Here is a 26,459-nt window from a genome sequence, read left to right on the forward strand (position 1 = left end):
CGCTTCACGGCACGAACTCCACACTCGACATCAGTACCCGCCCGTCGACGTCCTCGACACCGACGCGAAGACGGTAGGTGCGCGCCGAAGACTCTCCCGCTGAATTGCCGACCTGGGCAGATGCCGCGATCAGCACCACTCCCGAGTTACCGGATTCCGATGCCAAGGCTGCGGTGTCGACACGCCCGTCGGATTCGACGGCAAAATCACGGATGGACGCGACGAACGCAGATTCGCCGGACTTCAGTTCGTCGGCAAAGGTTCCCGTACTCAGCGACTTCAGCGTCTCGAGATCCTCGTCGACTGTGGCGGAGTGAACGTCGATCAGAGCGAGGGCTCCTGCGACCGCACCGTCGACGTACTCTTGACGCTGGGTCTCTCGCGCCCGGTCGGATCGAACTGCCAGAGCACCGAAGACGACAACGACGCTCAGAGCCGCGAGTGCGATCCATGCCAGGGCAGTGAGAACACCGCGTTTCCCTCTGACCGGCTTCAGCACCGCGCCCCTCAGCGATTCGTCGGCGTCAGCAACTGTTGCCACGGCTCACCCTCCCCCGAATCGGAAGCAGCAGGAGCCACTTCCGTGTGTTGATAGTCGACTCCGTCTGGCCCCGTGTACAACTCGCCGGGAGCATTGGTTCCCGAGGGGACGTACGGATCTGGGCTCCGACAGATCTCCGGGCTCGGTGCTCGTTTGCCCGGCACCTCCATACAGGGAATGTTCCGGGATCCACGGACTGCGAAGACCGAGTTCTGCGGAACTTTGCAGTACAAGTCGGCCGGGGTGTCCGGGACACTCATCTGGGTCGGGTCTCGTCGCTGATCGGCCGGAAGGTAGCCGGTCGAGCAGGCCGCAGGGTCCTGCGCCTGGAGGTGGAAGTTGACGTTCGCGGCGCCGTCCACCTGCCCGCGTTGGACAACGGTTTCCTGAGCGGCGACCAGTGGCGGCAGGATGACCAGTACCTGCTCCAACCCCGAGTTGTAGGTCAGGGCCACCTGAGCGGTGCTGGTGAAATTGGCAAGCAACACAGGCAAAGTGGGTTTCAGGCCTTGAAAGAGCAAGTCGGCCTCGGTCGCAAGGCCCGGTCCGGTTTCGAGGATGTTGCGCACGGAGCCGTCCGCGACCGCCAACTGCCCACTGAGCTGAGCGACACTGGACGCCCACTGGCGGATCTGGTCGCCCGTCACCACCTGGGTCTGAAGGAGCGGATCCAACTGCTGTACGAGCGTCGTGGCCGGGGTTGTGGCAGCAGACATCTGATCGACGAACGAGGTGGTCGAATCCAGCAGCCGAGCCAGGTCCTCTCCCCTGCCACCGAACGCTGCCGCGGACTCGTCGATCACCGATCGCAACTTGTCCTGCGGTACCGATGCGAGCATCGCCTGCGCCTGATCGAGGACCGGTCCGATCTCGGTCGGGATCGTGACAGCGTCGGGGCCGATCACATCTCCGTCGGCCAGAAAGGGTCCGTCAGCGGTACTCGGTTGCATGTCGACGTATTGCTCGCCGATGGCCGACACACTTCGCACCGCTACCGTCAGCTCGCGGGCGGGAACGGGAATCGCACTCTCCAAGGATAATTCGGCGCGCACAACTCCCGGAAAGAGACGCACCGACCTGACCTGACCTATGGTGTCGCCGCGGTACGTCACGTTCGCGTTGCGATAGAGTCCGCCGGCGTCGGGCAGTTCGACTGTCACCGTGTAGCGCCCGATTCCGAGCATCGTCGGAACTCTCAGATACGAGATCGCGGCCGCGCTCATGCCTATCACGGCGAGGATCGCGAAGATCGTCAATTGCCTTCGCACCAACTTCGTGAGAATCATCGTCCACCGCCCTGGGCGGGCTGCCCTGTGCCAAGTGGGGCGGGCTGCCCTGTGCCAAGTGGGCCGGGCTGCCCTGTGCCGAGTGGGGCGGTCAAGGGATCTACCAGGATTCCGTTCTCCACGGGGGTTTGCGGCGCCCCGAACGGAGTGCCGAAGCCGAGCCCCGACTGGAGACGATTACTCGTGAGGTCGATCAGCGCCCACAGATTGGTGTAATCGCCGCGCATTCCGTCGTCGATGGTCGTCTGAGGAAAGGGAAAGGTACTCAGGTTGCCCAAATTGTTGATCAGGTCCGGCCCCGTTTCGACCACCTTCTGCAGCGTCGATTCCAAGGAGCTCAAATTGGCTTTCAGATCGTCGCGGGTCCGATCGACCAGATCGGTCCCGACGTCCCCGAACCTACCGACCGCATCGAGCGCGGTGGTCAGGCTCACGCGCTGGGCGCTCAGTTCCGCCAAGGCAGGATCGAGCGTCTCCAAGGCCTGACCGAGAACATCTCTCTGGGCCGTGATTTCACCGGCGAAGACGTCGAGATTCTCCATGGTCGTGACCATCGCATCACGTTGGCGGTCGAGTGTTTCGGTCACGGTATCCATCTGACTCAGCAGGTCGCGAGCCGCGTCGGTCCGTCCGCCGAGCGCCGTGTTCAGCTCCGTGGTGATGCTGTGAATCTGAGCGAGCCCGCCGCCGTTGAGGACCAATGACAGTGCCGTCAACGCTTCCTCGGTGGTGGGATAGACGCCGGCCGACGCGAGGGGGATCACCGATCCCTCCGACAACCGCCCTTCCGGCGCAACATCGGTAGGCGGCGCAAGCGCAACGTGTTTGGACCCGAGCAGGCTGGTTTGGCCGATCTTGGCCGTCGCATTGGCGGGCAGGGACACCGAACCGTCGAGTGCGACCGTCACCCGTGCGTGCCAGTTGTCGGTTTCGATCGCACTGATACTTCCGACCGTCACGTCGTTGACCATGACCGGAGAGTTGGGACTTATCGACGTGACGTCCGGCATCTCGATCACGACTGCGAAACTCCCCTCACCGCGCCCAGCCGCGCCTGGCAGCGAAACCGAATTCAGCCCGCTCCATTGGCAACCCGCCAGAACCAGCACGGTGCTCGCCCCCAGACACACTGTCACCCACCTCCGGGTAGTCATCGGGGTTCCGTCGACGGCATGAGCAGTCCGGCCAGGTCAGGCGCCGGGGGCATGGTCGGAAAGCCCAACGCAGCAGTCGGTTTCAGATCAGGCTCGCTGTACATCAACTGATCCGGTAACGCGCCGAGTGCCCTGGTCGGATTGAGGCTCAGATCCGGGTAGTTCGCCTTGATCGTGTTGAGCAACGGGCCGAGGTATTCGATGCACAAATCCGCACCCTTCTTCGAGGTGTCGTTGGCCAGACCGGCGATTCCGCCGCAGATCAAGTCGATCGGATTACCCACGTTCTGAAATGCGGGCACACCCACCATTGCTCCCTGCGCCGGCCGGTACACGTTGTAATAGTTGGACAACGCCGTCGGAGCCAGATGCAGCACCTTTTCCAAGCCCGCGCGCTTGTCGACCAGCACCTGCGACACGTCCGCCAACTTCGCGACCTGCTCCGTCAGTCCAACCCGGTTCTGTTCGACAAATCGCCGCACGTCGCCGACGGCGGCGTCCAGATCGGCAAGAGCAGGCGCCAATTGCGTCCGGCTCTCGGCGAGCACGCTCGTGACATTCGCCAGCCGACCTTGGAACTGGACGATCTGTTCATCGCTTGCCGCGAGTGCGGTGGTGAAAGTCTGCAGGCCGCGGATCGTGCCGAACAGGTCGGCGCCGCCTTCGTCGAGCGTGCTCATCGCCTCCGAGAGTTCGGTCACCGAGCGTCCCAGAGCCTCACCATTGCCCGCGAGTGCAGATCCGGCACCGTCCAGGAAGTTGGCGGCAGGCCCCCGATCGTCTCCGTTCGGGCCCAATGCATCCGCGGCCCGGCCCAACTGTTCCTTGATCTGGTCCCATTCCACCGGGACGGCCGTGCGGTCGAGCCCGATCTCCGCCCCGTCGGCCAGCGCGTCGCCGCCGTCCGTCACCGCCGGCGTCAACTGCACGAAGCGAGCCGAGACCAGAGACTGCGCGACGATCACCGCCTTTGCGTCTCTGGCCACCGGAACCTCGCGTGCCAGTGTCAGTTCGACGCGCATCCGGTCTCCTTGCGGGGTGATGCCGGTGACGTGACCGACGTCGACTCCCACGACACGAACGTCGTCGCCGACGTACAGTCCGGTCGTCGAGGTGAAGTATGCCGTCACGTTGTAGTAGCGCACGTGTTGCAGCACAACGTATCCCGATACGACGATGATCGCGGCGCCGATGATCCCTGCGCCGACGGCGGCGATTCGGCGCCACTTCGACGACAGACGAACGTGTGCTGCACCCATCACTTGACCTCCGGAATCGGTAGCGGCGCAGGCGGAAGCCCGAACATTGCGTTGATCAAGGGTTGGGTGTATTGAGCCGGCACCAGGTTCTGGACGTACGCGTAGTAGAAGGGCCCACTGGCCACGGTGTCACCGAGCGTGCCCACGTACGTGCCGAGACCGTCGATTCCTTGGGAGAGGTTGTCCTTGTTGTTCTGCAGAATGCCGACAACCGTGTCGAGTTTGACGAGGACCGGTTGCAATTGCGCCTCGTTGTCGTGAACGAGTCCGCTCAGCTCGGTCGACAATGCCGAGATGTTCGTGATCACTTCCCCCAGCGCCGCCTGTCGCCGATCCAGTTCACCCAACAGGGCGTTGCCGTCGACGAGTAGTGCATTGACCTGTGGTCCACGTTCGGCCAGCGTCCCGGCGACGTCGTTTGCATCGGACAACAAGCCGCGCAACATCTCGTCCCGTCGATTGACGCTGTCGGAGATCCGCGCGACACCGTCGAGTGCCGGCCGCAGATTCGGCGCACTGGCCCCCATCACCTGCCCCACCGCGTCGAGCGATTCGGAGAGCTGGTCGAGATCGATGTCCTCCACTGTCGTGGTGAGATCGCCGAGTACGTCGGGCAGCGAATACGCCGATCTCGTTCGCTCGACCGGGATCTCGCCGCCGACCGCGATCCTTCCCGCACCGTCCACATCGAGTGAGACAGCCCGCTTGCCCAGGAGGGACATCGTGGTGATCGCCGCAGACGTGCTTTCCCCCAGAGCGATCGACCCGTCCAGTGTGAAGTCCACGCGCGCGAGTCCGTTCTCGACCTCGATCCGGTCCACCGTCCCGATCTTCACGCCTGCGGCATTGACCTCGTCTCCCTGAGCCAGGCCGCCGGCGTCGGCGAACACCGCGCTGTATCCGACGCCTGATTTCAAGAACTGGAGGTTCTGATACTGCAACGACGCCAGTACGACGGCTGCCGTGACGACCAATCCCACGACGCCCACTCGTACTGCCTGGTTCTGTGCCATCTCTCTCATCGGGGCGCACACCTTCCGGTCGTCTGGTCCACCAAATCGACAGTGAGCGGTGTGCCGTCTGCCCCGTCGACTTTCAGCGCGATACCGCAGAGATAGAAATTGAAGAACGATCCGTACGAACCCACTCGGATCAACTGCCTGTAGTTCGACGGCATCGATGCGAGAATCCGATCGAGCTCACTCTGCTGGTCGATCAGCGGAGTCAGGCTTGCATCCAGTTTCGACAGGTTCCCGGCGATGTCCGGGCGAACTCCGGCAAGGAGATCGGCGAAGGCACCCGATGCGGTGTTCACGCTGTCGACGGCGCTCCCGATCATCTCCCGATCCGCCGCGAGCCCACTGACCAGCTGCTGTAGGTGATCGAGAGTGTCACTGAACTGACCACCCCGGCTACGCAATTCACTGAGCACGCCGTCGAGGTTGTCGATGACACGGCCGATCAGTTGGTCACGATCGGCAAGTGTGTTGGTGATCGAGCCGGTGTGCGCCAGCACCGAAGCCACAGTTCCGGACTGTCCTTGGAACACGTCGAGCAAGGACATCGACAACGCGTTGACCTGCTCCGGGTCCAGCGCTTGAAACAGCGGCCTGAAGCCGCCGAGTAGCGCATCGAGGTCCAGTGCCGGCGCGGTGCGATCGACGGGGATGCTCTGGCCCTCGGGTTGCGGTTCCGCGATTCCCGGGTCGTCGAGCAGTTCGAGGTACCGATTGCCCACCAGATCCTGATATCGAACAGCGGCCCTGGTCGACGTGGTCACGGTCTCACCCGCATCCACGCTGAAGCTCACGTGGGCACGATGATTCCCACCGAATTCGACCGAGCTGACGGAGCCGACCGGTACACCGGCGATGCGCACCTTGTCACCCGCTCTGAGCCCGGAGGCGTTGACGAACTCCGCCGAGTACGACTTGGCGTCGCCGCCCCGCATCTGGCCGAACACGAGGATCAGCCCGGCGTTGACGAGGATCATCACCAGGACGAAGAGCCCGAACTTGACGGTGTACCCACGAACTTTCATCGGATCTCCGTCCCGAACAGATAGCTCATCAGGTCCGGGACCGTGTTCATCGGCTGCCCACCATTCGGTTGACGCTCGGGCGCAAACGGATTCACCCCGGTGTCGGTCACCAGGTACGGCGCGTTGACGTTCGGATCACGCAAAGGGAGACCCATACACTGCGGACCGCCGGTAGCCGCCACCTTGGGCAGGTCGTCGGGATAGCGGTACGGTTCCGTTCCGGCAATCAGACCTATCGACATCTTGATGCCCGGTTGACCGTTGTAGGCGCCGTCGCCGATCCGCTTGCTCTCCTGCAGACCGTGGAACATACAGGGAATCACCGGGGAGTATTCCTCGAGCAGAGCGGTCGTCGGACGTAGCAGGGAAAGAACGGTGTCGACGCCGTCGGCGTTGGCTCCCAGTACGTCCTCGCCGGTGCGGGCCAGCCCGATCACATTGAGCAGGAGTAGGTCGAGATTCTCCTGCTCGTCGAGAACAGTGGTCCCCGTGGTCGTGAGCGAGTCGACTGTGTCCAAGAGGTCGAGAACAGCGTCGCGGTAGGTCTGCGTGACGGGCGGCAGGTCGGTCAGCACGTGATCGAGCGCCTCACGTGCAGTGTTGAATTCGGCCAATGACGTATCAGCTTGTTCGAGTGCGACACCGAGGCGCTCGCCGCGTCCTTGGAGGGCGGTCGAAAGTGCTCCCAATGTCGAATCGAGCTTGCCCGGATCCACCGTCCTGAGCACGGTGGTCAGTTTCTCGAACACAGTGTTCAACTCGACGGTCACCCGGGAAGCGTCGATCGTCGCCCCGGAGGCAAGGCGCGTGCTCGCGGGCCGCTCCGGCGAGGACAGACTGACGAACTTCGCGCCGAAGGCGGTATTCGACGTGATCGCCACCTCTACGTTGGCCGGAATCGACTCGAGCGCTGCGGGATCGATCGACAACGACAGTCGTGCAGTGGCGTCGTCGCTCGGCGTGATGGACTCCACCGAGCCGACCGTCACCCCGGCCATCTTCACCCGTGCGCCGGGATCCATCACGAGTCCCGCGCGCTCCGCAATCACCGTGATCGGCACGCGGGGGACAAACGTCTGGTTGAAAGACGCGACCGCCAGGGCGATGACCCCGATGATCGCCGCGGCCAGGCCGAGCGCAGCCAACTTGTAGCCGTATCTGTGCACGCAGTCCCCCTAACCGGACAGATTGAAGTTGCCGGAACCGCCGTAGAGTGCGAGTGAGACGAGCAGGGTCACCGCAACGACGCAGATAAGCGAGAGCCGAACCCCGCGGCCCACTGCGGTTCCCACACCCGACGGCCCGCCGGACGCGTTGTATCCGTAGTACGTGTGGATCAACATCACCAGTAGTGCCATCACGAGCACCTGAACGAACGACCACGCGACGTCCACAGGATCGAGGAACGTCGTGAAGTAGTGGTCGTAGAGGCCGGACGACTGACCGAACAGGACGACCGTGGTGAACCTTCCGGCCAGAAAAGATCCTACGAGCGCCAGGGAGTACAACGGCAGAATCGCGAGCATCCCCGCAGTGACGCGTGTGCTGACGACGTATGGCACCGAACTGATCGCCATCGATTCGAGGGCGTCGATCTCCTCGCTGATGCGCATGGCACCGATCTGTGCGGTCGAACCTGCGCCGATCGTGGCGGACAAACCGATTCCCGCGATGACCGGCGCGGCGATACGCACGTTGATGAATGCCGAGAAGAAACCGGTCAGCGCTTCGACTCCGATGTTGCCCAACGAGCTGAAACCCTGAATCGCTATAGTGCCGCCCGAGGCGAGAGTCAAGAATCCCACGACTGCGACGGTGCCGCCGATCACCGCCAAAGCGCCTGTGCCCATGCTGATCTCGGCGACTAGTCGCAGTACTTCTTTCGGGTGCTTGCGAACGGCCCACGGGATGTGAGCGATGGCGCGCGCGAAGAAGACAGCTTGTCGCCCGACGTCGTCGATCGAGCGCGACGTCCGGGCCACCCGCGCACGCGTGCGTCCGAACTTGCCGATCTGTGCGAGCGAGTCCGACAAGGTCACCGGGGTCACCCCGCCGTCAATCGGATGCCGACCGCGGTGACGATGGTGTTGACCACGAACAACGCCATGAACGCATACACCACCGTTTCGTTCACGGCCTCCCCCACACCTTTCGGCCCACCACGCACCGACAGTCCGCGATAACAGGCCACCAATCCCGCGAGCATCCCGAACAATGCGGCTTTGACCATCGACAACGCCACCTCGGGCAGACCTGTCAGCAACGTGATTCCCTCGACGAACGCGCCGGGGTTGACGCCCTGGAGAAACACCGAGAAGGCGTAGCCCCCGGCAATACCGATGACGCAGACCAGTCCGTTGAGCAGCAAAGCCACCACGGTCGACGCGACCACCCGCGGAATCACCAGCCGATTGATCGGATCGATCCCGAGCACCTCCATGGCGTCGATCTCTTCGCGAATTGTTCTCGATCCCAGATCGGCGGCGATAGCTGTCGCGCCGGCACCTGCCACGATCAGCACCGTCACCACCGGACCGACCTGGGTCACGGCGCCTAGCGCGGCCCCGGCGCCGCTGAGGTCGGCGGCGCCGATCTCACGGAGCAGGATGTTGAGCGTGAAACTCACCAGAACCGTGAACGGCACGGCCACCAACACCGTCGGCACGATCGACACCCTGGCGATCATCCAGCTCTGCTCGAGAAACTCCTGCACCTGAAAGCGGGTGCGGAACAAGCCCACTGCAACATCGGCGCCCATCCGGTAGAACTGGCCGAGTTCGCGCATCGGGCCGGCAAGTGAAACTTTTCCGCTGTACATGTCAATGCCCCGAAGGACACGACGTGGAGTTGCCGTAATCGACCTTGAATTCCTTGATTCCGTTGAGCCATCCGGACGACAACCGGCTCGGATCGCCGAGTTTGCTGATGTCGGGCATGTGATCGGCGATCTTGCCGAAGATCAGGTCGACCTCCATTCTGGCCAGGTTGGCGCCCACGCAGTAGTGGGGTCCGGTTCCCCCGAATGCGAGGTGCGGGTTCGGATCTCGGGTGATGTCGAAGACGTCGGGGTTCTCGAACACGGTCTCGTCGAAGTTGGCCGAGCCGTAGAGCAGTACGACGCGCTGCCCCTTCGCGATCGCGGTGCCGGAGATCTGTGTGTCCACCACTGCTGTCCGCTGCATCGACGTGAGCGGCGAAGCCCAGCGGATGATCTCGTCCGCAGCGGTGCGCGGACGTTCACGCTTGTACAGCTCCCACTGATCCGGATGTTCGAGAAACGCCATCATGCCGAGCGTCGTGGCGTTGCGCGTAGTCTCGTTGCCGGCGACAGCCAACATGATGACGAAGAAACCGAACTGTTCCGGGGTGAGTTTCTGTCCGTCGATGTCGGCATGCACCAAACGGGAGATGATGTCGTCGAGCGGTTCCTCCCGTCTCGCCTCGGCCAGTTGATAGGCGTAGCCCAAGATCTGCGCCGACGCCATCCGGGACTCGCCGGCGAGTGACTCGTCGTCGTAGCCCGTCATCTGATTCGACCATTCGTAGAGCTGACGACGCCCGTCCTGCGGTACACCGATCAACTCCGAGATCGCCTGCATGGGTAGCTCACTGGCGACCTGGCTGACAAAATCACCGCTGCCTTCCGTTACGGCGGCCGACGTGATGGCCTCGGCGCGCGCTTCGAGGCCGGCTCGCATCGCTTCCACCGACCGCGGAGTGAACAAGCGCGCCACCAACTTGCGCAACTGCGTGTGCTCGGGGGCGTCCTTGTTGATCAGGACGTGTTTGGTTGCCTCCAACTCCTCAGCGGAGATGTTGTCCTCGTGGCGCGGAATACAACCGTTGACGTTGCTGGAGAACTCCTCGCTGCGCAACGAGACGTCACGAACGTCTGCGTGTCGAGAGACCACCCAACAACCACCGTCGTGGAATCCGCCGGTGCCCGGTTCCTGCGCGTTCCACCAGACCGGAGCGCACCGTCGTAGTTCGGCGAATTCGGCAAGCGGGACGCGCTCGCCGTACAGCTGGGGGTCGGTCACGTCGAACCCGTCGGGAAGGTCGATCTCAGGCATTGCAGATGCTCCTTTACGGATTGGGCCGGGTGCGGCGTGCGAGCGCTAGTCGATCCGGTGGGCAGGGTCTCGGCTGTGCGAGTACTCCTTCGCCCACCGGTAGTCCGGTTTACCGCTCGGCGCTCGAACAACGTCGTCGGCGATCCAGAAGGAACGCGGAATCTTGTAGCCGGCGAGATGACTGCGGGCGTGCTTCTCGATGGATTCGAAATCCGGTTCCACACCGTCGCGGATGCGAAGCACAGCCGCCACCCGATTGCCCCACCGCTCGTCGGCAACACCGATCACTGTCGCGTCGTAGATGTCGGGATGGGCCTTCACCACTGCTTCGACTTCTTCCACGAAGACCTTCTCGCCGCCGGTGTTGACCACCATGTTTCCCCGTCCGAGGAGGGTGACCGAGCCGTCGTCCTCGATCCGTGCCCGGTCTCCGGTCACCACTGCCCGTGCGCCGTTCACCTCGCGGAATATCTCGGCCGACTTCACCGGATCCTTGTAGTAGCCGAGTGGAACGTTACCGAGTTTCGCCAGCCATCCTTCGGCGCCCGAGCCCGGATCCAACACTCGGTTGTCGTCGTCGACGACGACAGTGAATCTGTTGGCTCCCACCTTGGGGCCACCGCGCTGCTCGAGGCCCTTGGTTGCGAATCCGATTCCGCCGAAGCCTGTTTCGGAGGAACCGACCGAATCGGAGATCATCAGATTCGGAAATACGTCGAAGAACGCGTCTTTGACCGAACCGGAGAAGAGTGCAGCGCCGGACGCGAGTACAGCCAGGCTCGACGCATCAGGTTGCAATTCGCGATGGGCTTCGACCAGTGGACGACCCATGGCGTCACCGGTGATGACCATGACCTGCGGCCGATATTCGGCGACGACCCGCCAGACGTGTGCGGCATCGAATTTGGGTTCGAAGATGACGATGTTGCCCGAGAACAGCGCATTGAACGTCGGCATCAACGCGGACGTGTGGATAAGCGGTGGAAGCATGCACCACCGCATGGGTTCGGCTGCCGCGGCGCCACCACGCGACTGTTGGTACTCGTCGGCGATCGGCTCTCCCGAATAGAAGTCGTAGCCGCCGGCCAAAACCCGCCAGATGTCTTCCTGACGCCAGACGACGCCTTTCGGTCGTCCGGTGGTTCCGCCCGTGTAGAGAACGTAGACGTCGTCGCCGGAACGCTCCGGAAATGCGTGTTCACCTGTACGAAGCGGGGATTGGTCACCGAGGGCATCGCCGTACGCCACTGCCCTCGGAACCGACGGTTCATTCCCGAGAGCGAGTTCGTCGGGCACCTCGACGATGTGCTTCACCCGCGCTGTGGACAGCAAGGCTTCGGCGACTCGTTCGGCGAAACCACGATGGAAAACCAACGCCTCGAGATCCGCGTTCTCGTACAGATAGACCAATTCGTCGCTCGTGTAGCGGTAGTTCACCGTAATGGGAACCCCGCGGATCTTGAAGGCCGCGAGGACTGCGACCATCGCCTCGATCGAGTTGTGCAGGTGAATGCCGATGTGCGAACCGACACCCAACCCGACGGACTGGAAGTAGTGCGCAAATTGGTTCGCCCGCTCGTCGAGCTCACGGTAAGTCACCTCCTCACCGGACACGATCAGCGCGAGGCGATCGGGCATCGCGTCGACAGAATGCTCGAACAGGTCTGCGAACGTGTAAGCCATTGGATGAGTCCTTCGGGTTCGGTCACTCAGACGACGAAGAGAGGCAAGGGAATTCCGCGATCTTCGAATACGAAGGCCGCGCCGGTACTGACCTTCGTAATGGCTACTTCGACGCATTCCGGAGCCGGCGCTTCGGTGATGTCCACGGTTAGAAGGAGTCCCGCGGCATCTTCGGCCACCACTCTCACGGTGAAGTGCGGATTCACTCCGCGAACCAACGCCTGGAGGGCATCGAGATGCCCGCTGTCCAACAAGGTCGGCCAACCGCCGTCGCGGTCGACACGACCTTCTCGCGAGATCCACAGCTCCAGAGCATCGCCGTCGGGTCGAATCTCGCTCTCCACGTACTGCTTCGGACTGAGCAAGGGGTGCACGGACAGGACCAACGCCAGCGATTCCAGAGTCGAAGGAAGGCCGAGCGCATCTCGGATGCGCTGTGCAGCCACTCCTGCGATTCCCGTGAGTTGCTTGCGAGTGATCTCGCGCGCCTTGTCCTCACTGGCACGACGGCGAACCGCGGCCAGAAAACCCAACGCCAACAAGTGATGCTGCACGCAGATCTCCTCTGCGATACGAACCAAGGCCGAACGTGAGAAGTCGGAAAACCTCAGGTCCGACAACAACGGCCCCGAATAGTCCGAACTACCGTCCCCGCCGTGATCGATCGGGCTCAGCACGACCGTCACCGCTTCAGTGCGTCCGATCTGCTCGGTGTGTGCAGTCATCACGGGAGGAGTGTGTGATGGGTCGATGACAACGGTCCAGGCGCAGTGCGGATGTCGGTCCGCGGGTCTGCGCGGTGGTCGGTGAATCGGGCGGATCCGGGCGTGAGGGTTGGTCGCGATGGCAGTCGCATCAAAGGTCGGGTCCTCGATGTCGTGGCACATCGAAGTGACGAACTCGTCTCCCAACGGTTCGACGTCCATGAGCGCTCCGCAATGATCGAGCCAGAATTCACCGTGCAGCGGATCGTCGACCCGGTATCGAAAGTCCATGAACTGTGGCGGCGCGCCGATGTCGAGTTGCAGCCCTTTGAAAATGGTCACGACGTCGTCGCCCTCGTATCCGAGGGCCTTCTGCATGCGGCGGGTGTACCAGGGACTGGCCGATTCCCATTCCTCGACGGCCACCTGCGCCATTCCTTCGCGGCCGAACTCGACGATCAGATGTGCCATGCCCGAGCGGTCGATGAGTTGCCCGCACAAGAGCAACTCGGGCACCAGCACGGCAAGGTCGCGCTGCGAGAGTGCCTCGAAGGAATCGCGCACCGACATCGGACTCACCACAGCGGAACCGGCGCGGTTCCCACGCGATACCAACCCGGTAGGGGGTCGCCCGAGATCGATCGCTGGATCCGCCCCTGCATCCCCTTCGAGAGTGCGTTGTTGCCGATCATCTCCATGAACAGTGCCGACACGTTCCCGAAGTCGAAGAAGTCACGCTGCCAGGACCATTGGAAATCTCCGCCGTAGCGGAACCAACTTCCGCCGATACCGTAGACGGAGTAATTGCTCCCGTCCTCACGCTTGGCGTCGGAAATCTGCTTCCACAAACCGATGACGTTGCCGCTTCGATCGTCGATGACGAAGTCTTGATACGGGTACTCCCAGCCTTCGAGGCCTTTCATCTCGAGACCGAGCGCGACTTCGCGAATTTCCTCGCGCCCCACCGCCATGAAATCCTGCTTGGGGCCATAGTTCCACCCGTACGTGGCGTCCTCGGTGTACATGTCCGCCAACGGCTTCCAATCGCCGGCGGCTTCGGCCTTCTTGTTCGCCTCGATCCAGCGTTGGACCATCTCGTCGAGCTCTGCGCGGTCGAAACCGGTCATCTGAACTTCCTCCCTCGAGTACGTGAATTCGCTGCAATCAGTCGACGATCCGCTGCAATCAGTCGACAATTCTCAGTGCGCCGGTCGGGCAATACCTGACGGCCATCTCGGCTTCACCGCGGAGCGACTCAGGTGGGTCGGAGTCCAGAAGACTGACCTTCCCTCGCTTCGGAACGACGAAGATCTCCGGTGCTTCCAGTTCGCATGCCGCATGGCCTTGACACAGGTCGAGGTCGACTTCGACGCGCATGATCACCCCTCGCTCCCGGGACTCGTTCGGCGCCGGTACCTCACCGCGCACGGCTGCTGCAGCTGGACGACCATCTTGCTGTGATCGTTTCGGTAGGACTGCGACGGTTGCGCCATCTCGAACTCGTAGTCCCGCAGCAAGATCGAGAAGATCGCCTTGAGCTGCATCTGAGCGAACGCGGCGCCGACGCAGCGATGCCGGCCGGCTCCGAACGGAATCCACGTCCAGCGGTTGACGATGTCCTCTTGATTCGGGTCGATGTACCTACCGGGATCGAAGGTGTCCGGACGCGGGAAGTCCTCGGCAATTCGATTGGAGATCGCGGGTGTCGCGGCGACAAGGTGGCCTTCCCTGATCTCGAAGCCGCCCACTTCGAAATCTCCACGCGCCACTCGTAACAGGATGATCAACGGCGGATGCAGTCGAAGGGTTTCCTTGACCACTGCCTCGAGAACCGGAATCTGTCGCAAAGCATGGAAACTGATGTCAGCGCCGTCGGAGTACAGATTGTCGAGTTCCTCGACCACGTCCGTCATGGTGTCCGGATGCCGCAACATCTCGATCAGCGACCACGCTGCCGTGCCGGAAGTCGTGTGGTGGCCTGCAAACATCATCGAGATGAAGATTCCGGTGATCTCGTCGGCACTGAACCGGAGGTCGCCGTTCTCGTCCTTGACCGAAACCAACACGTCCAACATGTCACGGTCCTCCTTGCCCTGTGGAGGATTCGCGATCCGGCCGTTCATGATCTCCTGCACCAGAGCGACCAACGCCAACCGGGCCTCATCGCGTCGGCGGAAGCTCTCGATCGGCGCGTACGGATCCACGAAAGCCAAAGCATCCGTGCCTTGTTCGAGCTCGTGATACAGCTTGGCGAAGCTATCGTCGAGTTCGTCGCGGAACTTCTTGCCGATCAGGCACGCCGACGAGGTGTAGATGGTCAGCTCGGCGAAGAAGTCCAGCAGATCGATCTCACCTTCGTCTCCCCACTGCGCGACCATCGCCTCGACCTCGCGGCCGATCGTGGCGGCGTGCCCACGCATCTGTTCACCGCGCAGTGCCGAGTTGTGCAGCATCTCCTTACGCCGCTCCGGGCTGGCATCGAAGACCACGCCCTCACCGAAGATCGGCTTCATGAACGGGTACGCAGCTTGCTGGTCGAGATCTTCGTCAGTGGAACGGAAGAAGAACTCGTTCGCCTCCGCTCCCGACAACAAGATCACGGTGCGGTCGGCAAGTTGAAAGGCACCGACGTCACCGCACTCTTCGCGCACCCTGCGCATCAGCGCAATCGGGTCGGTTCTCAGTTCCTCGAGATGCCCGTGCGGGAGGTCCCCACCGGACACCCGCGGTGGCTCGGGCAGTGTTCGCGACGTCTCCTGCACTCCGTGCGTCATGTCGTCTCCTGTGAGTTCGCAGTGGGAAGTTTGTCCAGTGGTGCCTCGGGCTGAACTTCGAGGAGCACGATGTGAGCCCCGCGCGGCGCCGACACGACGGCGACGATGGCATTGGCGATGTCCGAGGCACGCAGAAAGTAGCCGTGGCGGGCAAACCCCCACTTACTCCACGACTCCCCGACCGGCCCGATGATCTCCGGCGTCGTGTCCATCCCCATGCCGGTCAGTGTCGGCCCTGGCCGCACGATCGACGCGCGAATACCTGTTCCCTCGAGTTCCATTCGCATCTGACGTCCCATGGCTTCGAGTCCGGCTTTGGCTGCGTCGTACGCACCCATGAGCGGCCGCTGGCGTTCAGCGCAGTCGGAGCCGATCAGGACGAAGTCACCACGCTGACGTTGACGCATACCGGGGAGAACGCGGTGCGCCAATCGCTGCGCACCAACGAGGTGGACTTGAATCTGCCGGAGAAACGCCTCCGGATCCATCTCGTCCGCGGCGCCGAATTCGAGGTCACCGGCACCGGAGACGACGATCTCGGTGGAACCGTGCACCGCCTCCGCTGCCGCGACGAATCCGTCGACCGAATCACCGTCGGTGACGTCGAGGAAGTGTGCGTAGGCCTCGCCGCCGTTACTGCGGATCTTCTCGACAATGGCCTCGCACTCTGCAAGTCGACGCGCACCGAGGGCAACGGGGTGGCCGAGTTCGGCCAGGGCATACGCGGTAGCGGTACCGATTCCCGACGACGCACCACTGATCAGTGCGGGCCGGCGAGCCGGGTTGGGTTCGAAACGAGGCATCAGCGCACCTGCACTTTCACGGGTAGGGCCGCAAAGCCCCGGACATTGGTCGAATGAACACGTTCGATTCCGGACTCGTCGACCTCGTAGCTGCTGACCCGACGGCCGAATTCTGCGAGGGCGATCTTGGCTTCGAGCTTTGCGAGGTGGGCGCCGAGGCAAAAGTGAACGCCGCCACCGAAACTGGCAAGCTTGCCGGATGAGCTTCGACCGATCTGGAAGCTGTCCGCGTCTTCGAACACGTCCGCATCACGATTGGCCGAACCGATCAGGAGCAATACCTTCTCTCCCGCGGGAATGGTGCGCCCGTGATATTCGAGGTCGACAACACTCGTTCTCGCCACGATCTGGCTCGACGTGTCGTAGCGGAGGGTCTCTTCCACCCACTCCGAGGCTCGTTCGGGATCGTCGAGCACGGGTGTGATCTGTGCGCGGTGGTGCGAGCCCCAGTACAGCGCGTTTCCGAGAAGCTTGGTCGTGGTTTCGTTTCCCGCCACCACCATCAAGAACATGAACCCGAGGATCTCCTGCTCCGAGAGCTTGTCTCCGTCGATCTCGGCGTCGAGCAACGCCGAGGTCAGATCGTCCGTCCGCGCGCGCCGACGCTGCGCGATCATGTCCTTGTAGTAGCCCATCAGGCTGATCGAGGCTTCCACCGCTGGTTGCGGGACGTCGAGGACACCCGCCTCCCGATGTACCACCAGGTCCGCCTTACGCCGCAGTTCGGCTCGATCGGGTTCGGGGACTCCCATGAGTTCGGAGATGACGTCCATCGGCAGCTTTCCCGCCACCTCCGTGATCCAGTCGAACTCCCCTGCGCCCAGCGCAGGTATCAGGTGTTGCTTCGTCAGTTCGAGTATCCGTCCGTCGAGTTCCGCGACCCGTCGCGGTGTGAATCCGCGAGAGACCAACTGGCGCAACCGCATATGGCGAGGGTCGTCCATCGCGAGGAACGACATCACATAGTGTGCGTGTGGCCCGTATGCCGCGGGATCGAGAGACACACCGTTTGCGCTCGACAGGCGTTTGTTGTCCTTGAACCCCTCGACCACGTCCGTGTACCGCGACAACGCCCAGAAGCCCACGTCCGGATTGTGATAGAGCGGGGATTCCTCGCGCAGACGCTTGTACGTCGGATACGGGTCGTCGTGGAAGTGGTAGTCGTACGGATTGAAGACCACCGGATCGATCAAAGCTTCTGTCATGATTTCTCCAGGATCAGTAGTGCGGATGCCTCGAGGCGTCCGGCAATTTGCGCGTAGGTTCCGTACCCGATACCTGCGCGCAGAAGCGCTCCCGCATAGAGCATTTCGAGCGCTTCCAGCACTTCGGGCTCGCCATTCGGATCCAGTGCCGACGCGAGTCTGCGGTGGATCTCGAACCCGATCCGGCCGCGGAGATGCTCCACTTCCGGATCGGTGCCGAGCAGGGCGTTGGTCACGGCTGCAGACACCTCCGGTTCGTCCGCGAGAAGCAGTGCGATGTTGCGAAGCACAGACAGCACGTGCGCGGTGCGATCCAGTCCGGCACCGTCGGGCGCCGACGACCCCTGAAGTCTTCTCCAGAAGACCTCGGCGACCAGATGCTCCTTGGACGCGAAGTACGTGTAGGCGGTGGCAGTTCCCACGCCGGCCTCGGCCGCAACCGAACGGATACTCAGACCGGAAAACTCTTGTTCGCGTAACACTTTCACGGTCGCCTCGGCCAGTCTGGCTACCGTCTCCGCCTGTTTGCCCGTGAGGCGCCGACGGGTGGATTCGTAGACAACCGATCCCCCGCCACTTCGCTCGCCCCGTTTGCTGGACACGTGTCTGGACGTTACTACGGCGTCGTGTCCAGGGCAACGAAACGGCGAAACTCCGAAAATTCACCGCCGACAGGCAGCAGCAAGGCGAAAAGTTTTACTACAGACCGATCTTCATCCCGGCACCGGCGTCGACGCGCAGTTGCTGACCAGTCACGAAACGCGACTCGTCGGAGGACAGGTACACGACTGCATGCGAGATGTCCGCGGGCTCGACCCACGGAGTCGGCATCGCCTGCATGAACGGGAACGTCACTGCTGCATCCTCGGCGGTCGGATTCTCGAGATCAGGACGGAACGTCCGGTACATCGGCATGCTCTGCAACATGTCGGTGTTCACGTTGGTCGGGTGAATCGCGTTGACTCGAATGGAGCTCGGCCCGAGGGTCAGCGCCAACGAACTGGTGTAGGCCTGAATCAGCTTCTTGGCCAGGCCGTATCCGTCTCCTCCCGGACCCTGGAGCGCCTGCTGACCGTTGAATCCGGTCTGCGGCACCAGGCCGGCGACAGATCCGATCGCGATGATCGAACCCCCTTCGCCTAGATACTCCATCGACGCGTGCACTGTGTTGACGACACCGAGAAAGTTCACGTCGAACGCGTCGACAAAACCTGCGGTGGACACATGCTTGCCGAGCGGACAGATACCGGCATTCGCCACGACGACATGCAGTCCGCCCAATTGGCACACCGCCTCCGCCAGGGCCGTTTCGAGTCCGGCGCGATCGCGGACGTCGACCCGGGCCGCCACCACCTGCTGCCCGGTCTCTTTCACCAGTCGAGCCGTCTCCTCGAGATCGGCAGGACTGGCGAGTGGATACTCATTGCTGGCGATGTCGGCACACAGGTCGAAGGCGATGACATGCGCGCCCTCGCGTGCCAGGTGAACGGCATGACTGCGCCCCTGACCTCGCGCAGCGCCGGTCACCAGCACCACTTTTCCGTCAACTCTGTTCATTCGACTACTCCTCTGCGGGTATGGACGGTGTGGTGAACCGTAGCGGCGCCTCACCAGACGTGAGGCGCTTTTCGTCGAGGCCGATCCACCGACTTTCGAACAACTTGGCTCGAAATCTCTTATGCCCCAAAAACCATTGCCTCAATCCGAAGTGTGAACTAGAGTCCAGACACATGTCCAGAAAGAGAGGGCTCGCGCTATGACGCTTCGACCCGCAGACAGTTCTGCACTTCTCGTCGACGGAAAGCTGATTCCCGGATCCGGCGGAACCTTCGAAGTTTTCAATCCGGCAACAGAGGAACTGATCGGCCGCGCTGCCGAAGGCACCGCCGCGGACATGGATGCGGCCATCGCCGCCGCACGCCGTGCCTTCGACGGCACCGAGTGGGCACGCGATCACGCTTTTCGCGCTCGCTGCCTGCGCCAACTGTGTGAGGCACTCCAGTCCCACATCGAAGAACTACGTGAAATCACCGTTGCCGAGGTGGGCGCGCCCGTCATGCTGACGAGCGGCCCACAACTCGAGGGCCCGATCGAAGATCTTCGCTACTGGGCCGACCTGATCGAATCCTATGCGTGGGAACAAGATCTCGGCCACGCGTCACCCATGGGCATACCCACCCATCGCCGATTACTCAAGGAAGCAGTTGGCGTCGTAGGTGCGATCACACCGTGGAACTTCCCGCACCAGATCAATTTCGCCAAGCTCGGTCCCGCCCTCGCAGCCGGCAACACCATTGTTCTCAAACCCGCACCGGATACACCCTGGTGCGCTGCGTTGGTCGCCAAGGTGATCGCCGAAGAAACCGAGATCCCCGCGGGAGTCGTCAACGTAGTGACGTCCACGGATCATTCACTCGGCGCACAATTGTGCAGCGACCCGCGGGTCGATCTGGTGTCCTTCACCGGTTCCACCGCCACCGGACGCGCGGTCATGGCCTCTGCCGCCCAGACACTCAAGAAAGTCTTCCTCGAACTCGGGGGCAAGTCGGCATTCATCGTCCTCGACGATGCGGACATCAAGGGTGCATGCTCGGTTGCAGCGTTCTCCGTCTGTGTTCACGCCGGTCAGGGCTGCGCGCTCAGTACCAGGCTTCTCGTGCCGCGCAGTCGGTACGACGACGCTCTGGCTGCGGCGTCCACAGCGATGGCCGGCATTCGGGCAGATGACCCCAGCGCCCGCGGAACGGTATGCGGTCCGGTCATCTCGGCGCGCCAGCGCGAGAGGGTGGAGAGCTACCTCGCGCTCGCGGTCGACGAGGGCGGCACGATCGTGACGGGTGGAGGCCGTCCCGACGATCCCAAGAGGGGCTTCTTCGTCGAGCCCACTCTCATTGCGGGGCTGGACAACTCGTCTCGCGTAGCGCAGGAGGAGATTTTCGGGCCTGTTCTCGTGATCCTTCCGTACGACAGCGACGACGACGCCATCCGGATCGCCAACGATTCGCCCTACGGACTGTCCGGGTCGGTGTGGGGCACCGATCCCGATCGCATCGCGCACGTCGTGGCGGGTGTCAGAACCGGAACGCTGAGCGTCAACGGCGGCGTCTGGTACTCGGCCGATGCGCCGTTCGGGGGCTACAAACAATCCGGGATCGGCCGGGAAATGGGGCTCGCAGGTTTCGAGGAATACCTCGAAACCAAGCTCGTCGCCTCACCTTCCTGACATTCACACCCCACCATCACGGCACATCATCACCACGAAAGTAGGTCGACATGGGACGTTTCGACGGTCGCACTGCGATAGTCACCGGCGCGGCGCAGGGCATCGGGGAGGCGTACGCACGTGCGTTGGCCACCGAGGGCGCTAACGTGGTGATCGCGGACCTCAATCGCGAACTCGGCGAAGCTGTCGCGAAACAGATCACCGCGGACGGAGGGCGCGCGGTGTTCAAGGACGTCGACGTCGCCGACGGGGAATCGACTGCAGCACTTGCCGAGTTCACTATCGAGCAGTTCGGAAGCATCGAGCATCTGGTGAACAACGCTGCCATCTACGGCGGAATGAAGATCGATTCCCTCTTGACCGTCGACTGGGACTACTACCGAAAGTTCATGAGCGTCAACATGGACGGCGCATTGCAGGTGTGCCGCGCCGTCGTACCTCACATGCGGGAGAAGGGTGGCTCGATCGTCAACCAGTCCTCCACGGCAGCCTGGCTGTACTCGAACTACTACGGACTCGCGAAAGCCGGGGTCAACAGCCTGACGCAACAACTCGCGACCGAACTCGGCTGGTCGAACATCCGCATCAACGCCATAGCTCCCGGTCCCATCGACACCGAGGCGACTCGAACCGTCACCCCCGGAAACATCGTCAAGGACATGGTCAAGCGAATACCGTTGCAGCGCATGGGAACACCGGATGATCTCGTCGGCATGTGCCTGTTCCTCCTCTCGGACGACGCAGGCTGGGTGACCGGGCAGATCTTCAACGTCGACGGCGGGCAGGTGTACCGGTCGTGACGGAATCCGCTTCTGAGCCCAGCTCGCCGAAACCCAACTCTTCGAAACCCCGTCTGGGGTACATCGGTCTGGGCAACATGGGTGCGCCCATGGCGACGCGCCTCCTGGACTGGCCGGGAGGGCTCGTGGTGTGTGATGCCCGCCCCGAAGCGCTCGAGCCGTTCACCACCGCGGGTGCAGGCGCAGCATCGACGCCCGCCGAGGTGGCTGCGCGCGCGAGCATCATCTCCGTCACGGTCCTCGACGACGCGCAGGTCCGCGACGTCGTCGACGGGCCGCACGGGATCCTGACGACTGCACGGCCGGGAACCGTCGTCGCGATTCACTCGACCATCTCGGACACCACGGCGGTGGAACTCGCTCGTATCTGCGAGGTGCGTGGTGTTCTGCTGATCGACGCGCCGATCAGCGGCGGTGCGGGCGGTGCCGCCCAGGGCAGGTTGGCGGTGATGATCGGTGGATCGGAGGAGGCGTTCGAGGCCGTCCGTGAGCCATTCGGATCCTGGGCCGAACTGGTGGTTCGTGCCGGTGATGTCGGCGCAGGAACTCGAATGAAGCTCGCACGTAACCTTCTTCATTTCGTCTCGTTCACCGCCACGACCGAAGCTGCGCGACTCGCCGAGGCTGCAGGACTGAATCTCCGCACGCTCGGAAAGGTCGTCAGGCATACCGATGCCATCACCGGTGGCGCCGGCGCGATCATGCTTCGCGACACCACCGCACCGGTCTCGGAGGATGATCCGTGGTTCTCGATACTGCAGCACGTTCGCAATCTCGGGGAGAAGGACTTGGCCTTGGCCATCGACCTCGGTGACCGGCTGGAACTCGAACTGCCGCTCGCGCACCTTGCACTCTCCGGACTCGGCGTCGGACTCGGCGTCGATCACGGGGATGGAAACGGGGACGGCGAACCTTCACCGGCATCTACGACACGGGAGCACGCATGACCGACACCACCCACATGACCGACACCAGCGGAGCCGACGGAAACCGCATCTCCGAGACCCGCGCTCGCGGCGTCGCGAAGATGAACGAGGTGTACGGCTGGGAACTCCCCGCTGATGTTCCCGGCGATTTCTTCGCGGTGACCGCCGACCATCTCTTCGCCGACATCTGGACACGACCGGGGCTGTCGGTGCGTGATCGCCGACTGCTGCTGATCGGCGCCATCACCGCCCAGGGGCAGAGCGACGTCGCAAAGATCCAGATCAACGCTGCTCTCCACAACGAAGAGTTGACCGAGCAGCAGTTCGAAGAGGCCGCGATCTTTTTGTGCCACTACGTCGGCTGGCCGCTGGCCACCGGCCTCAACAACGCGCTGATCGCCGTGAAGGCCGACCGACGCAAAGCCGCACGCGCCAAGGAGAAGGCTGCCGCGGATTCCGCGAAAACGGACACCGACTGAACCGTCGATCGAGATACTGCAATCAACTTACCGAAGAACGAAGGACCCGAATCCATGGCCGAGGCCAGCTCAATCCGTCCGCAGTCCGCAGCAAGCATCGAACAGTGGCACTTCGAGGCTGACGTTGTCGTCGCCGGCTACGGCATCGCCGGAGTAAGCGCGTCGATCGAGGCAGCCCGTGCGGGTGCCGAAGTGCTGGTGCTCGAACGCACGAGTGGATGGGGCGGCGCCGCCGCGTTGGCCGGCGGATTCATCTACCTGGGCGGCGGAACCCCGTTGCAGCAGGCGCTCGGGTTCGAGGACTCCCCCGCGAACATGAAGTCGTTCATGATGGCCGCGCTCGGTCCCGGCGCGGACGAGGAGAAGATCACCGACTACTGCGAAGGCAGCGTCGAACACTACAACTGGCTCGTCGACAACGGTGTGCCGTTCAAGGAAAGTTTCTACGGCCAACCGGGTTGGGAAACGCCTTTCGACGACGGGCTCATGTATTCCGGCGGCGAGAACTCGGCACCGTTCAACACGATCGCGACACCAGCCCCTCGCGGTCACGTTCCGCAGATGAGCGGCAAACGCACCGGAGAGAAAGGCGGCGGCTTCATGTTGATGAAGCCGTTGATCGAGACAGCCGAAAGCCTGGGCGTACGAGCTGAATACGACATGCGGGTACAACGCTTGGTCGTCGACGGCGATCGAGTCGTCGGCATCATCGCCAAGCAGTACGGCAAAGAAGTGGCGGTCCGAGCACGCACAGGCGTCGTACTGGCTACGGGAAGCTTCGCCTACAACGAATCGATGATCCAGTCGTACGCTCCGAGACTGATCGGTCGGCCCGGCGCAGCGATCGAGGAGCATGACGGCAAGGCGATCCAGATGGCGCAGGCTCTGGGCGCCGACCTCGCGCACATGGACGCAACCGAGGTCGCGTTCTTCGGTGACCCCCAGTTGATGATCCGCGGCATACTTGTCAACGGACGCGGCCAGCGCTACGTCAACGAGGACACGTACCCAGGAAGGATCGGGCAGGAAACGTTGCTACGCAACGAGAATCAGGCCTACTTGATCATCGACGAGGTTTCCTACGAAGAAGGTTGCGCCGCAGACAGTTCCACACCGTTCTTCAGGTTCCAGCCCAAGTGGGTGGCCGAAACCGTCGAGGAACTCGAATCCGACATGGGTCTGCCGGCGGGCACGCTGCAGTCGACCGTGGAGGTCTACAACCGCCACGCAGCCCGCGGTGAAGACCCGGTTCTCGGCAAGAAGAAGGAGTGGGTCAAGCCGATCGGCTCGCCCGTCGCGGCGCTCGATCTTCGCAACTTCACCGCCGGATTCACACTCGGCGGTCTGCGCACATCGATCAACTCGGAGGTCCTGCACGTCTCGGGCGAGCCGATACCCGGGCTTTTTGCCGCCGGCCGCTGCACTGCCGGAGTCTGCGCCGGCGGTTATGCGTCAGGCACGTCCCTCGGTGACGGCAGCTTCTACGGTCGACGCGCCGGAATCAGCGCCGCCAAGGGCTGAGCGCCTGTTCTCAAATGTCAGCGACAGCATCCTCGCTGCGACGTTCGAGGAACAACGTGTCACGCCACCGCCCACCCAGTTGAGCGATACGCGACCGAGTCCCGACTATTCGGAACCCGACGGCCTGGTGCAGCGCGACACTCGCACGGTTTTCCGGGAAGATCGACGACTGTACGGTCCAGATCTCGCTGGCGTCGGCAGCCTGCACCTGTTGGCGAAGCAGCAGCTTGCCGACCCCGCGACCGCGAGCACCACTGCCGACGTAAATGGAGTTCTCAGCGACCCCGCGGTAGCAGTCACGCGAGGACACCGGGCTCAGGCTCGCCCAGCCTTCGACGCGTCCGTCGATCTCTGCGACCCATCGATGATCAGGCAACCATTGAGCGTCGAGCTTCTCGGCGGATGGCACCGACGTGGTGAAAGTCGCGGTTCCGGTGTCGATTCCCTCGAGGTAGATCGACCGCACGGCGTCCCAGTCACCCGAGTCCATGCGGCGCAGAACTACATCGGAGGGAAGCAGCCCCAAGGTGTCTCTGACCGGACCGCGCGCGGCTACGACGGCGGCCGCTGCCATCAGATCTGAGTACGCGGTTCCGGCGACACTGACAACCGAGTTGCCTTCGTGCATCGTCACCTCGACGAAGCCGACCTCGCTCAACGCCTCGAGGTGAGCACCCAGGGCGGACGCTTCGAGTGATGCAGCGCGTGCAATCTCGTCGACCTCTACCGGGCCGGCAGCTGCAAGTCGAAGCACTCGCAACCGCGTCGGATCACCCAGGCACGCAAACCTGCGCGCAAGTACATCGGTGTCGAGGGGCGCGAGTGTATCTGAACTCATCTGGCGACTATAACGCCGCTGACCTGCAGTTCGGGCGGCCAGGTTCGGAGACTGGCACCGAAGTGAGAAACAACTCAGCCACCGACCCTCGGGTACGCCGGCTAACGTGCACCGATCGACTCGGCAATCACCGGCCACGAGTTGTGAAGATCGTCCTGCCAATAACCCCAGGAGTGCGTGCCCGTTGCCCGGAAATCATAAGTGGCGGGGATGCCCAGGGAGTCGAGCCGCTCGGCCAGACGATGGGTGCACTGGTTAGTCCCGGCCTCGATGACTCCACCCACGATCACCTGGTTGGCCAGAACGCCCGGATCACCGTTGACCATCGGGCCGCCCAGATTCTCGTGTGGACCCGGCAGCCCCGTTCCGTTGCTGATGTAGAGATCGATGCCTCGCAATCTCTCGGCGTTGACCACCGGATCGTTGGCCACCCACCCCGGACCACCAATGGGACCCCACATGTTGTCGACGTTGCCGCCGCGGAATCCGACCACGAATCTCACGTAGTCCTGACCTGGCTGAGTACTCGTCTCGGCGCAACCGCTGAAGGCACCGACCGCACGGTAAACCGTCGGCGCGGCCTCGGCCAGACTCAGAACCGACGTACCGGCCATCGACAATCCGGCGACGGCGTTCGCACCCGTCGTACCGAGTGTGGCGTCGACGATCGGCGGCAACTCCTGGGTGAGGAACGTGGTCCACTTGTTCAGTCCCAGAACAGGATCAGGCTTCTCCCAGTCCGTGTAATAGCTGTATGCACCGCCGATGGGATTCACGACGTTGACGTTCTTGTCGCCGAAGAAGTCGACGACGTCTGTCCGTGTCTGCCACGTAGCCGTGTCCTCCCCGCCACCGGCGCCGTTGAGCAGATAGAGAGTCGGTCTCGGCGCACTGGTGTCTGCCGGCCGAATCACCTCGAGTGGGATCACCTTGTCCATTGCAGCCGAGTAGACGTACATCGTCAGTTGACGTGCGTTGATCTGCTCGACGTGATCGAGAGCTGATCCGTCTGAAGGCAATGTCCGCGCCTGATCTGCCGAAGCCAGCGCTGCTTCACCGAACAATCCTGTCCAGGCGACGAGGGCGACGACAAGTACCGCCCGAGTGCGTCCGATCCTTCTCATTGCCGCTCCTCGTGCTCGATTGCGG

Annotated in this window: 26 protein-coding genes; 5 read left to right on the forward strand and 21 right to left on the reverse strand. The window is 62.9% G+C overall.

What is annotated here, in order from left to right; translation table 11 throughout:
• Positions 1–4: 4 nt before the first annotated feature.
• The 19 genes from ACFT1A_RS28820 to ACFT1A_RS28910 form a co-directional block, all read right to left on the reverse strand.
• The gene (locus ACFT1A_RS28820; RefSeq protein WP_378449779.1) at positions 5–541 is read right to left on the reverse strand and encodes a hypothetical protein; all 537 of its coding nucleotides are present in this window, start codon (positions 539–541) and stop codon (positions 5–7) included.
• Positions 508–1,827, reverse strand: a complete 1,320-nt coding sequence (locus ACFT1A_RS28825) for an MCE family protein (protein ID WP_378449780.1) — start codon at positions 1,825–1,827, stop codon at positions 508–510. Before ACFT1A_RS28825 ends, ACFT1A_RS28820 begins: the two co-directional genes overlap by 34 nt.
• Positions 1,824–2,981, reverse strand: coding sequence for an MCE family protein (locus ACFT1A_RS28830; protein ID WP_378449781.1), 1,158 nt, complete (start codon positions 2,979–2,981; stop codon positions 1,824–1,826). The genes ACFT1A_RS28825 and ACFT1A_RS28830 overlap by 4 nt, the downstream gene beginning before the upstream one ends.
• Positions 2,978–4,240, reverse strand: a complete 1,263-nt coding sequence (locus tag ACFT1A_RS28835; RefSeq protein WP_378449782.1) for an MCE family protein — start codon at positions 4,238–4,240, stop codon at positions 2,978–2,980. The genes ACFT1A_RS28830 and ACFT1A_RS28835 overlap by 4 nt, the downstream gene beginning before the upstream one ends.
• Positions 4,240–5,262, reverse strand: coding sequence for an MCE family protein (locus ACFT1A_RS28840; RefSeq protein ID WP_378449783.1), 1,023 nt, complete (start codon positions 5,260–5,262; stop codon positions 4,240–4,242). Before ACFT1A_RS28840 ends, ACFT1A_RS28835 begins: the two co-directional genes overlap by 1 nt.
• On the reverse strand, positions 5,259–6,281 hold the full coding sequence (locus ACFT1A_RS28845; RefSeq protein ID WP_378449784.1) for an MCE family protein: 1,023 nt from the start codon (positions 6,279–6,281) through the stop codon (positions 5,259–5,261). Before ACFT1A_RS28845 ends, ACFT1A_RS28840 begins: the two co-directional genes overlap by 4 nt.
• On the reverse strand, positions 6,278–7,447 hold the full coding sequence (locus tag ACFT1A_RS28850; RefSeq protein WP_378449785.1) for an MCE family protein: 1,170 nt from the start codon (positions 7,445–7,447) through the stop codon (positions 6,278–6,280). The genes ACFT1A_RS28845 and ACFT1A_RS28850 overlap by 4 nt, the downstream gene beginning before the upstream one ends.
• Before the next feature lie 9 nt (positions 7,448–7,456).
• Complete coding sequence (locus tag ACFT1A_RS28855; RefSeq protein WP_378449786.1) at positions 7,457–8,329, reverse strand: MlaE family ABC transporter permease; 873 nt, start codon at positions 8,327–8,329, stop codon at positions 7,457–7,459.
• The gene (locus tag ACFT1A_RS28860; RefSeq protein WP_283306798.1) at positions 8,326–9,099 is read right to left on the reverse strand and encodes an ABC transporter permease; all 774 of its coding nucleotides are present in this window, start codon (positions 9,097–9,099) and stop codon (positions 8,326–8,328) included. Before ACFT1A_RS28860 ends, ACFT1A_RS28855 begins: the two co-directional genes overlap by 4 nt.
• 1 nt (position 9,100) lies before the next feature.
• Positions 9,101–10,354, reverse strand: a complete 1,254-nt coding sequence (locus ACFT1A_RS28865) for a cytochrome P450 (RefSeq protein ID WP_378449787.1) — start codon at positions 10,352–10,354, stop codon at positions 9,101–9,103.
• A gap of 45 nt (positions 10,355–10,399) precedes the next feature.
• Positions 10,400–12,037 carry an acyl-CoA synthetase gene (locus tag ACFT1A_RS28870; RefSeq protein WP_378449788.1) on the reverse strand — a complete coding sequence of 546 codons (1,638 nt, stop codon included), beginning with the start codon at positions 12,035–12,037 and terminating at the stop codon, positions 10,400–10,402.
• 26 nt (positions 12,038–12,063) lie between these two features.
• The gene (locus tag ACFT1A_RS28875) at positions 12,064–13,311 is read right to left on the reverse strand and encodes a hypothetical protein (protein ID WP_378449789.1); all 1,248 of its coding nucleotides are present in this window, start codon (positions 13,309–13,311) and stop codon (positions 12,064–12,066) included.
• 5 nt (positions 13,312–13,316) lie between these two features.
• The gene (locus ACFT1A_RS28880) at positions 13,317–13,868 is read right to left on the reverse strand and encodes a nuclear transport factor 2 family protein (protein ID WP_378449790.1); all 552 of its coding nucleotides are present in this window, start codon (positions 13,866–13,868) and stop codon (positions 13,317–13,319) included.
• A 58-nt stretch (positions 13,869–13,926) separates the two neighbouring features.
• Positions 13,927–14,118, reverse strand: coding sequence for a ferredoxin (locus ACFT1A_RS28885; protein ID WP_378449791.1), 192 nt, complete (start codon positions 14,116–14,118; stop codon positions 13,927–13,929).
• 2 nt (positions 14,119–14,120) lie between these two features.
• Positions 14,121–15,515 (reverse strand): cytochrome P450, encoded by a 1,395-nt coding sequence (locus ACFT1A_RS28890; protein WP_378449792.1) that lies wholly within the window; start codon positions 15,513–15,515, stop codon positions 14,121–14,123.
• Positions 15,512–16,318, reverse strand: coding sequence for an SDR family oxidoreductase (locus ACFT1A_RS28895; RefSeq protein ID WP_378449793.1), 807 nt, complete (start codon positions 16,316–16,318; stop codon positions 15,512–15,514). The genes ACFT1A_RS28890 and ACFT1A_RS28895 overlap by 4 nt, the downstream gene beginning before the upstream one ends.
• On the reverse strand, positions 16,318–17,523 hold the full coding sequence (locus ACFT1A_RS28900) for a cytochrome P450 (protein WP_378449794.1): 1,206 nt from the start codon (positions 17,521–17,523) through the stop codon (positions 16,318–16,320). Before ACFT1A_RS28900 ends, ACFT1A_RS28895 begins: the two co-directional genes overlap by 1 nt.
• Positions 17,520–18,125 carry a TetR/AcrR family transcriptional regulator gene (locus tag ACFT1A_RS28905; protein ID WP_283306808.1) on the reverse strand — a complete coding sequence of 202 codons (606 nt, stop codon included), beginning with the start codon at positions 18,123–18,125 and terminating at the stop codon, positions 17,520–17,522. Before ACFT1A_RS28905 ends, ACFT1A_RS28900 begins: the two co-directional genes overlap by 4 nt.
• A gap of 97 nt (positions 18,126–18,222) precedes the next feature.
• Positions 18,223–19,080 (reverse strand): mycofactocin-coupled SDR family oxidoreductase, encoded by an 858-nt coding sequence (locus tag ACFT1A_RS28910; RefSeq protein WP_378449795.1) that lies wholly within the window; start codon positions 19,078–19,080, stop codon positions 18,223–18,225.
• A 199-nt stretch (positions 19,081–19,279) separates the two neighbouring features.
• On the opposite strand from ACFT1A_RS28910, the gene ACFT1A_RS28915 reads away from it, so the two are divergent.
• Genes ACFT1A_RS28915 through ACFT1A_RS28935 form a run of 5 tightly spaced genes read left to right on the forward strand, consistent with a single transcriptional unit; the run spans position 19,280 to position 24,472 of the window.
• Complete coding sequence (locus ACFT1A_RS28915) at positions 19,280–20,746, forward strand: aldehyde dehydrogenase (protein WP_378449796.1); 1,467 nt, start codon at positions 19,280–19,282, stop codon at positions 20,744–20,746.
• Positions 20,747–20,796: 50 nt separating this feature from the next.
• Positions 20,797–21,546 (forward strand): SDR family oxidoreductase, encoded by a 750-nt coding sequence (locus tag ACFT1A_RS28920; RefSeq protein ID WP_378449797.1) that lies wholly within the window; start codon positions 20,797–20,799, stop codon positions 21,544–21,546.
• On the forward strand, positions 21,543–22,493 hold the full coding sequence (locus ACFT1A_RS28925) for an NAD(P)-dependent oxidoreductase (protein WP_378449798.1): 951 nt from the start codon (positions 21,543–21,545) through the stop codon (positions 22,491–22,493). The genes ACFT1A_RS28920 and ACFT1A_RS28925 overlap by 4 nt, the downstream gene beginning before the upstream one ends.
• A complete protein-coding gene (locus tag ACFT1A_RS28930) occupies positions 22,490–22,951 on the forward strand; it encodes a carboxymuconolactone decarboxylase family protein (protein ID WP_378449799.1) in 462 nt (153 codons plus the stop codon). The genes ACFT1A_RS28925 and ACFT1A_RS28930 overlap by 4 nt, the downstream gene beginning before the upstream one ends.
• A gap of 54 nt (positions 22,952–23,005) precedes the next feature.
• Positions 23,006–24,472: an FAD-dependent oxidoreductase gene (locus ACFT1A_RS28935; protein ID WP_378449800.1), complete on the forward strand. Its 1,467-nt coding sequence runs from the start codon at positions 23,006–23,008 to the stop codon at positions 24,470–24,472.
• 10 nt (positions 24,473–24,482) lie between these two features.
• On the opposite strand, the gene ACFT1A_RS28940 is transcribed toward ACFT1A_RS28935, so the two are convergent.
• A complete protein-coding gene (locus tag ACFT1A_RS28940) occupies positions 24,483–25,310 on the reverse strand; it encodes a helix-turn-helix domain-containing GNAT family N-acetyltransferase (protein ID WP_378449801.1) in 828 nt (275 codons plus the stop codon).
• A gap of 101 nt (positions 25,311–25,411) precedes the next feature.
• On the reverse strand, positions 25,412–26,434 hold the full coding sequence (locus ACFT1A_RS28945; protein WP_378449802.1) for an alpha/beta hydrolase: 1,023 nt from the start codon (positions 26,432–26,434) through the stop codon (positions 25,412–25,414).
• Between the last annotated feature and the right edge of the window lie 25 nt (positions 26,435–26,459).

Origin of the sequence: Rhodococcus sp. NPDC057135, from assembly GCF_042670865.1 — a bacterium.
GTDB lineage: Bacteria > Actinomycetota > Actinomycetes > Mycobacteriales > Mycobacteriaceae > Rhodococcus_F.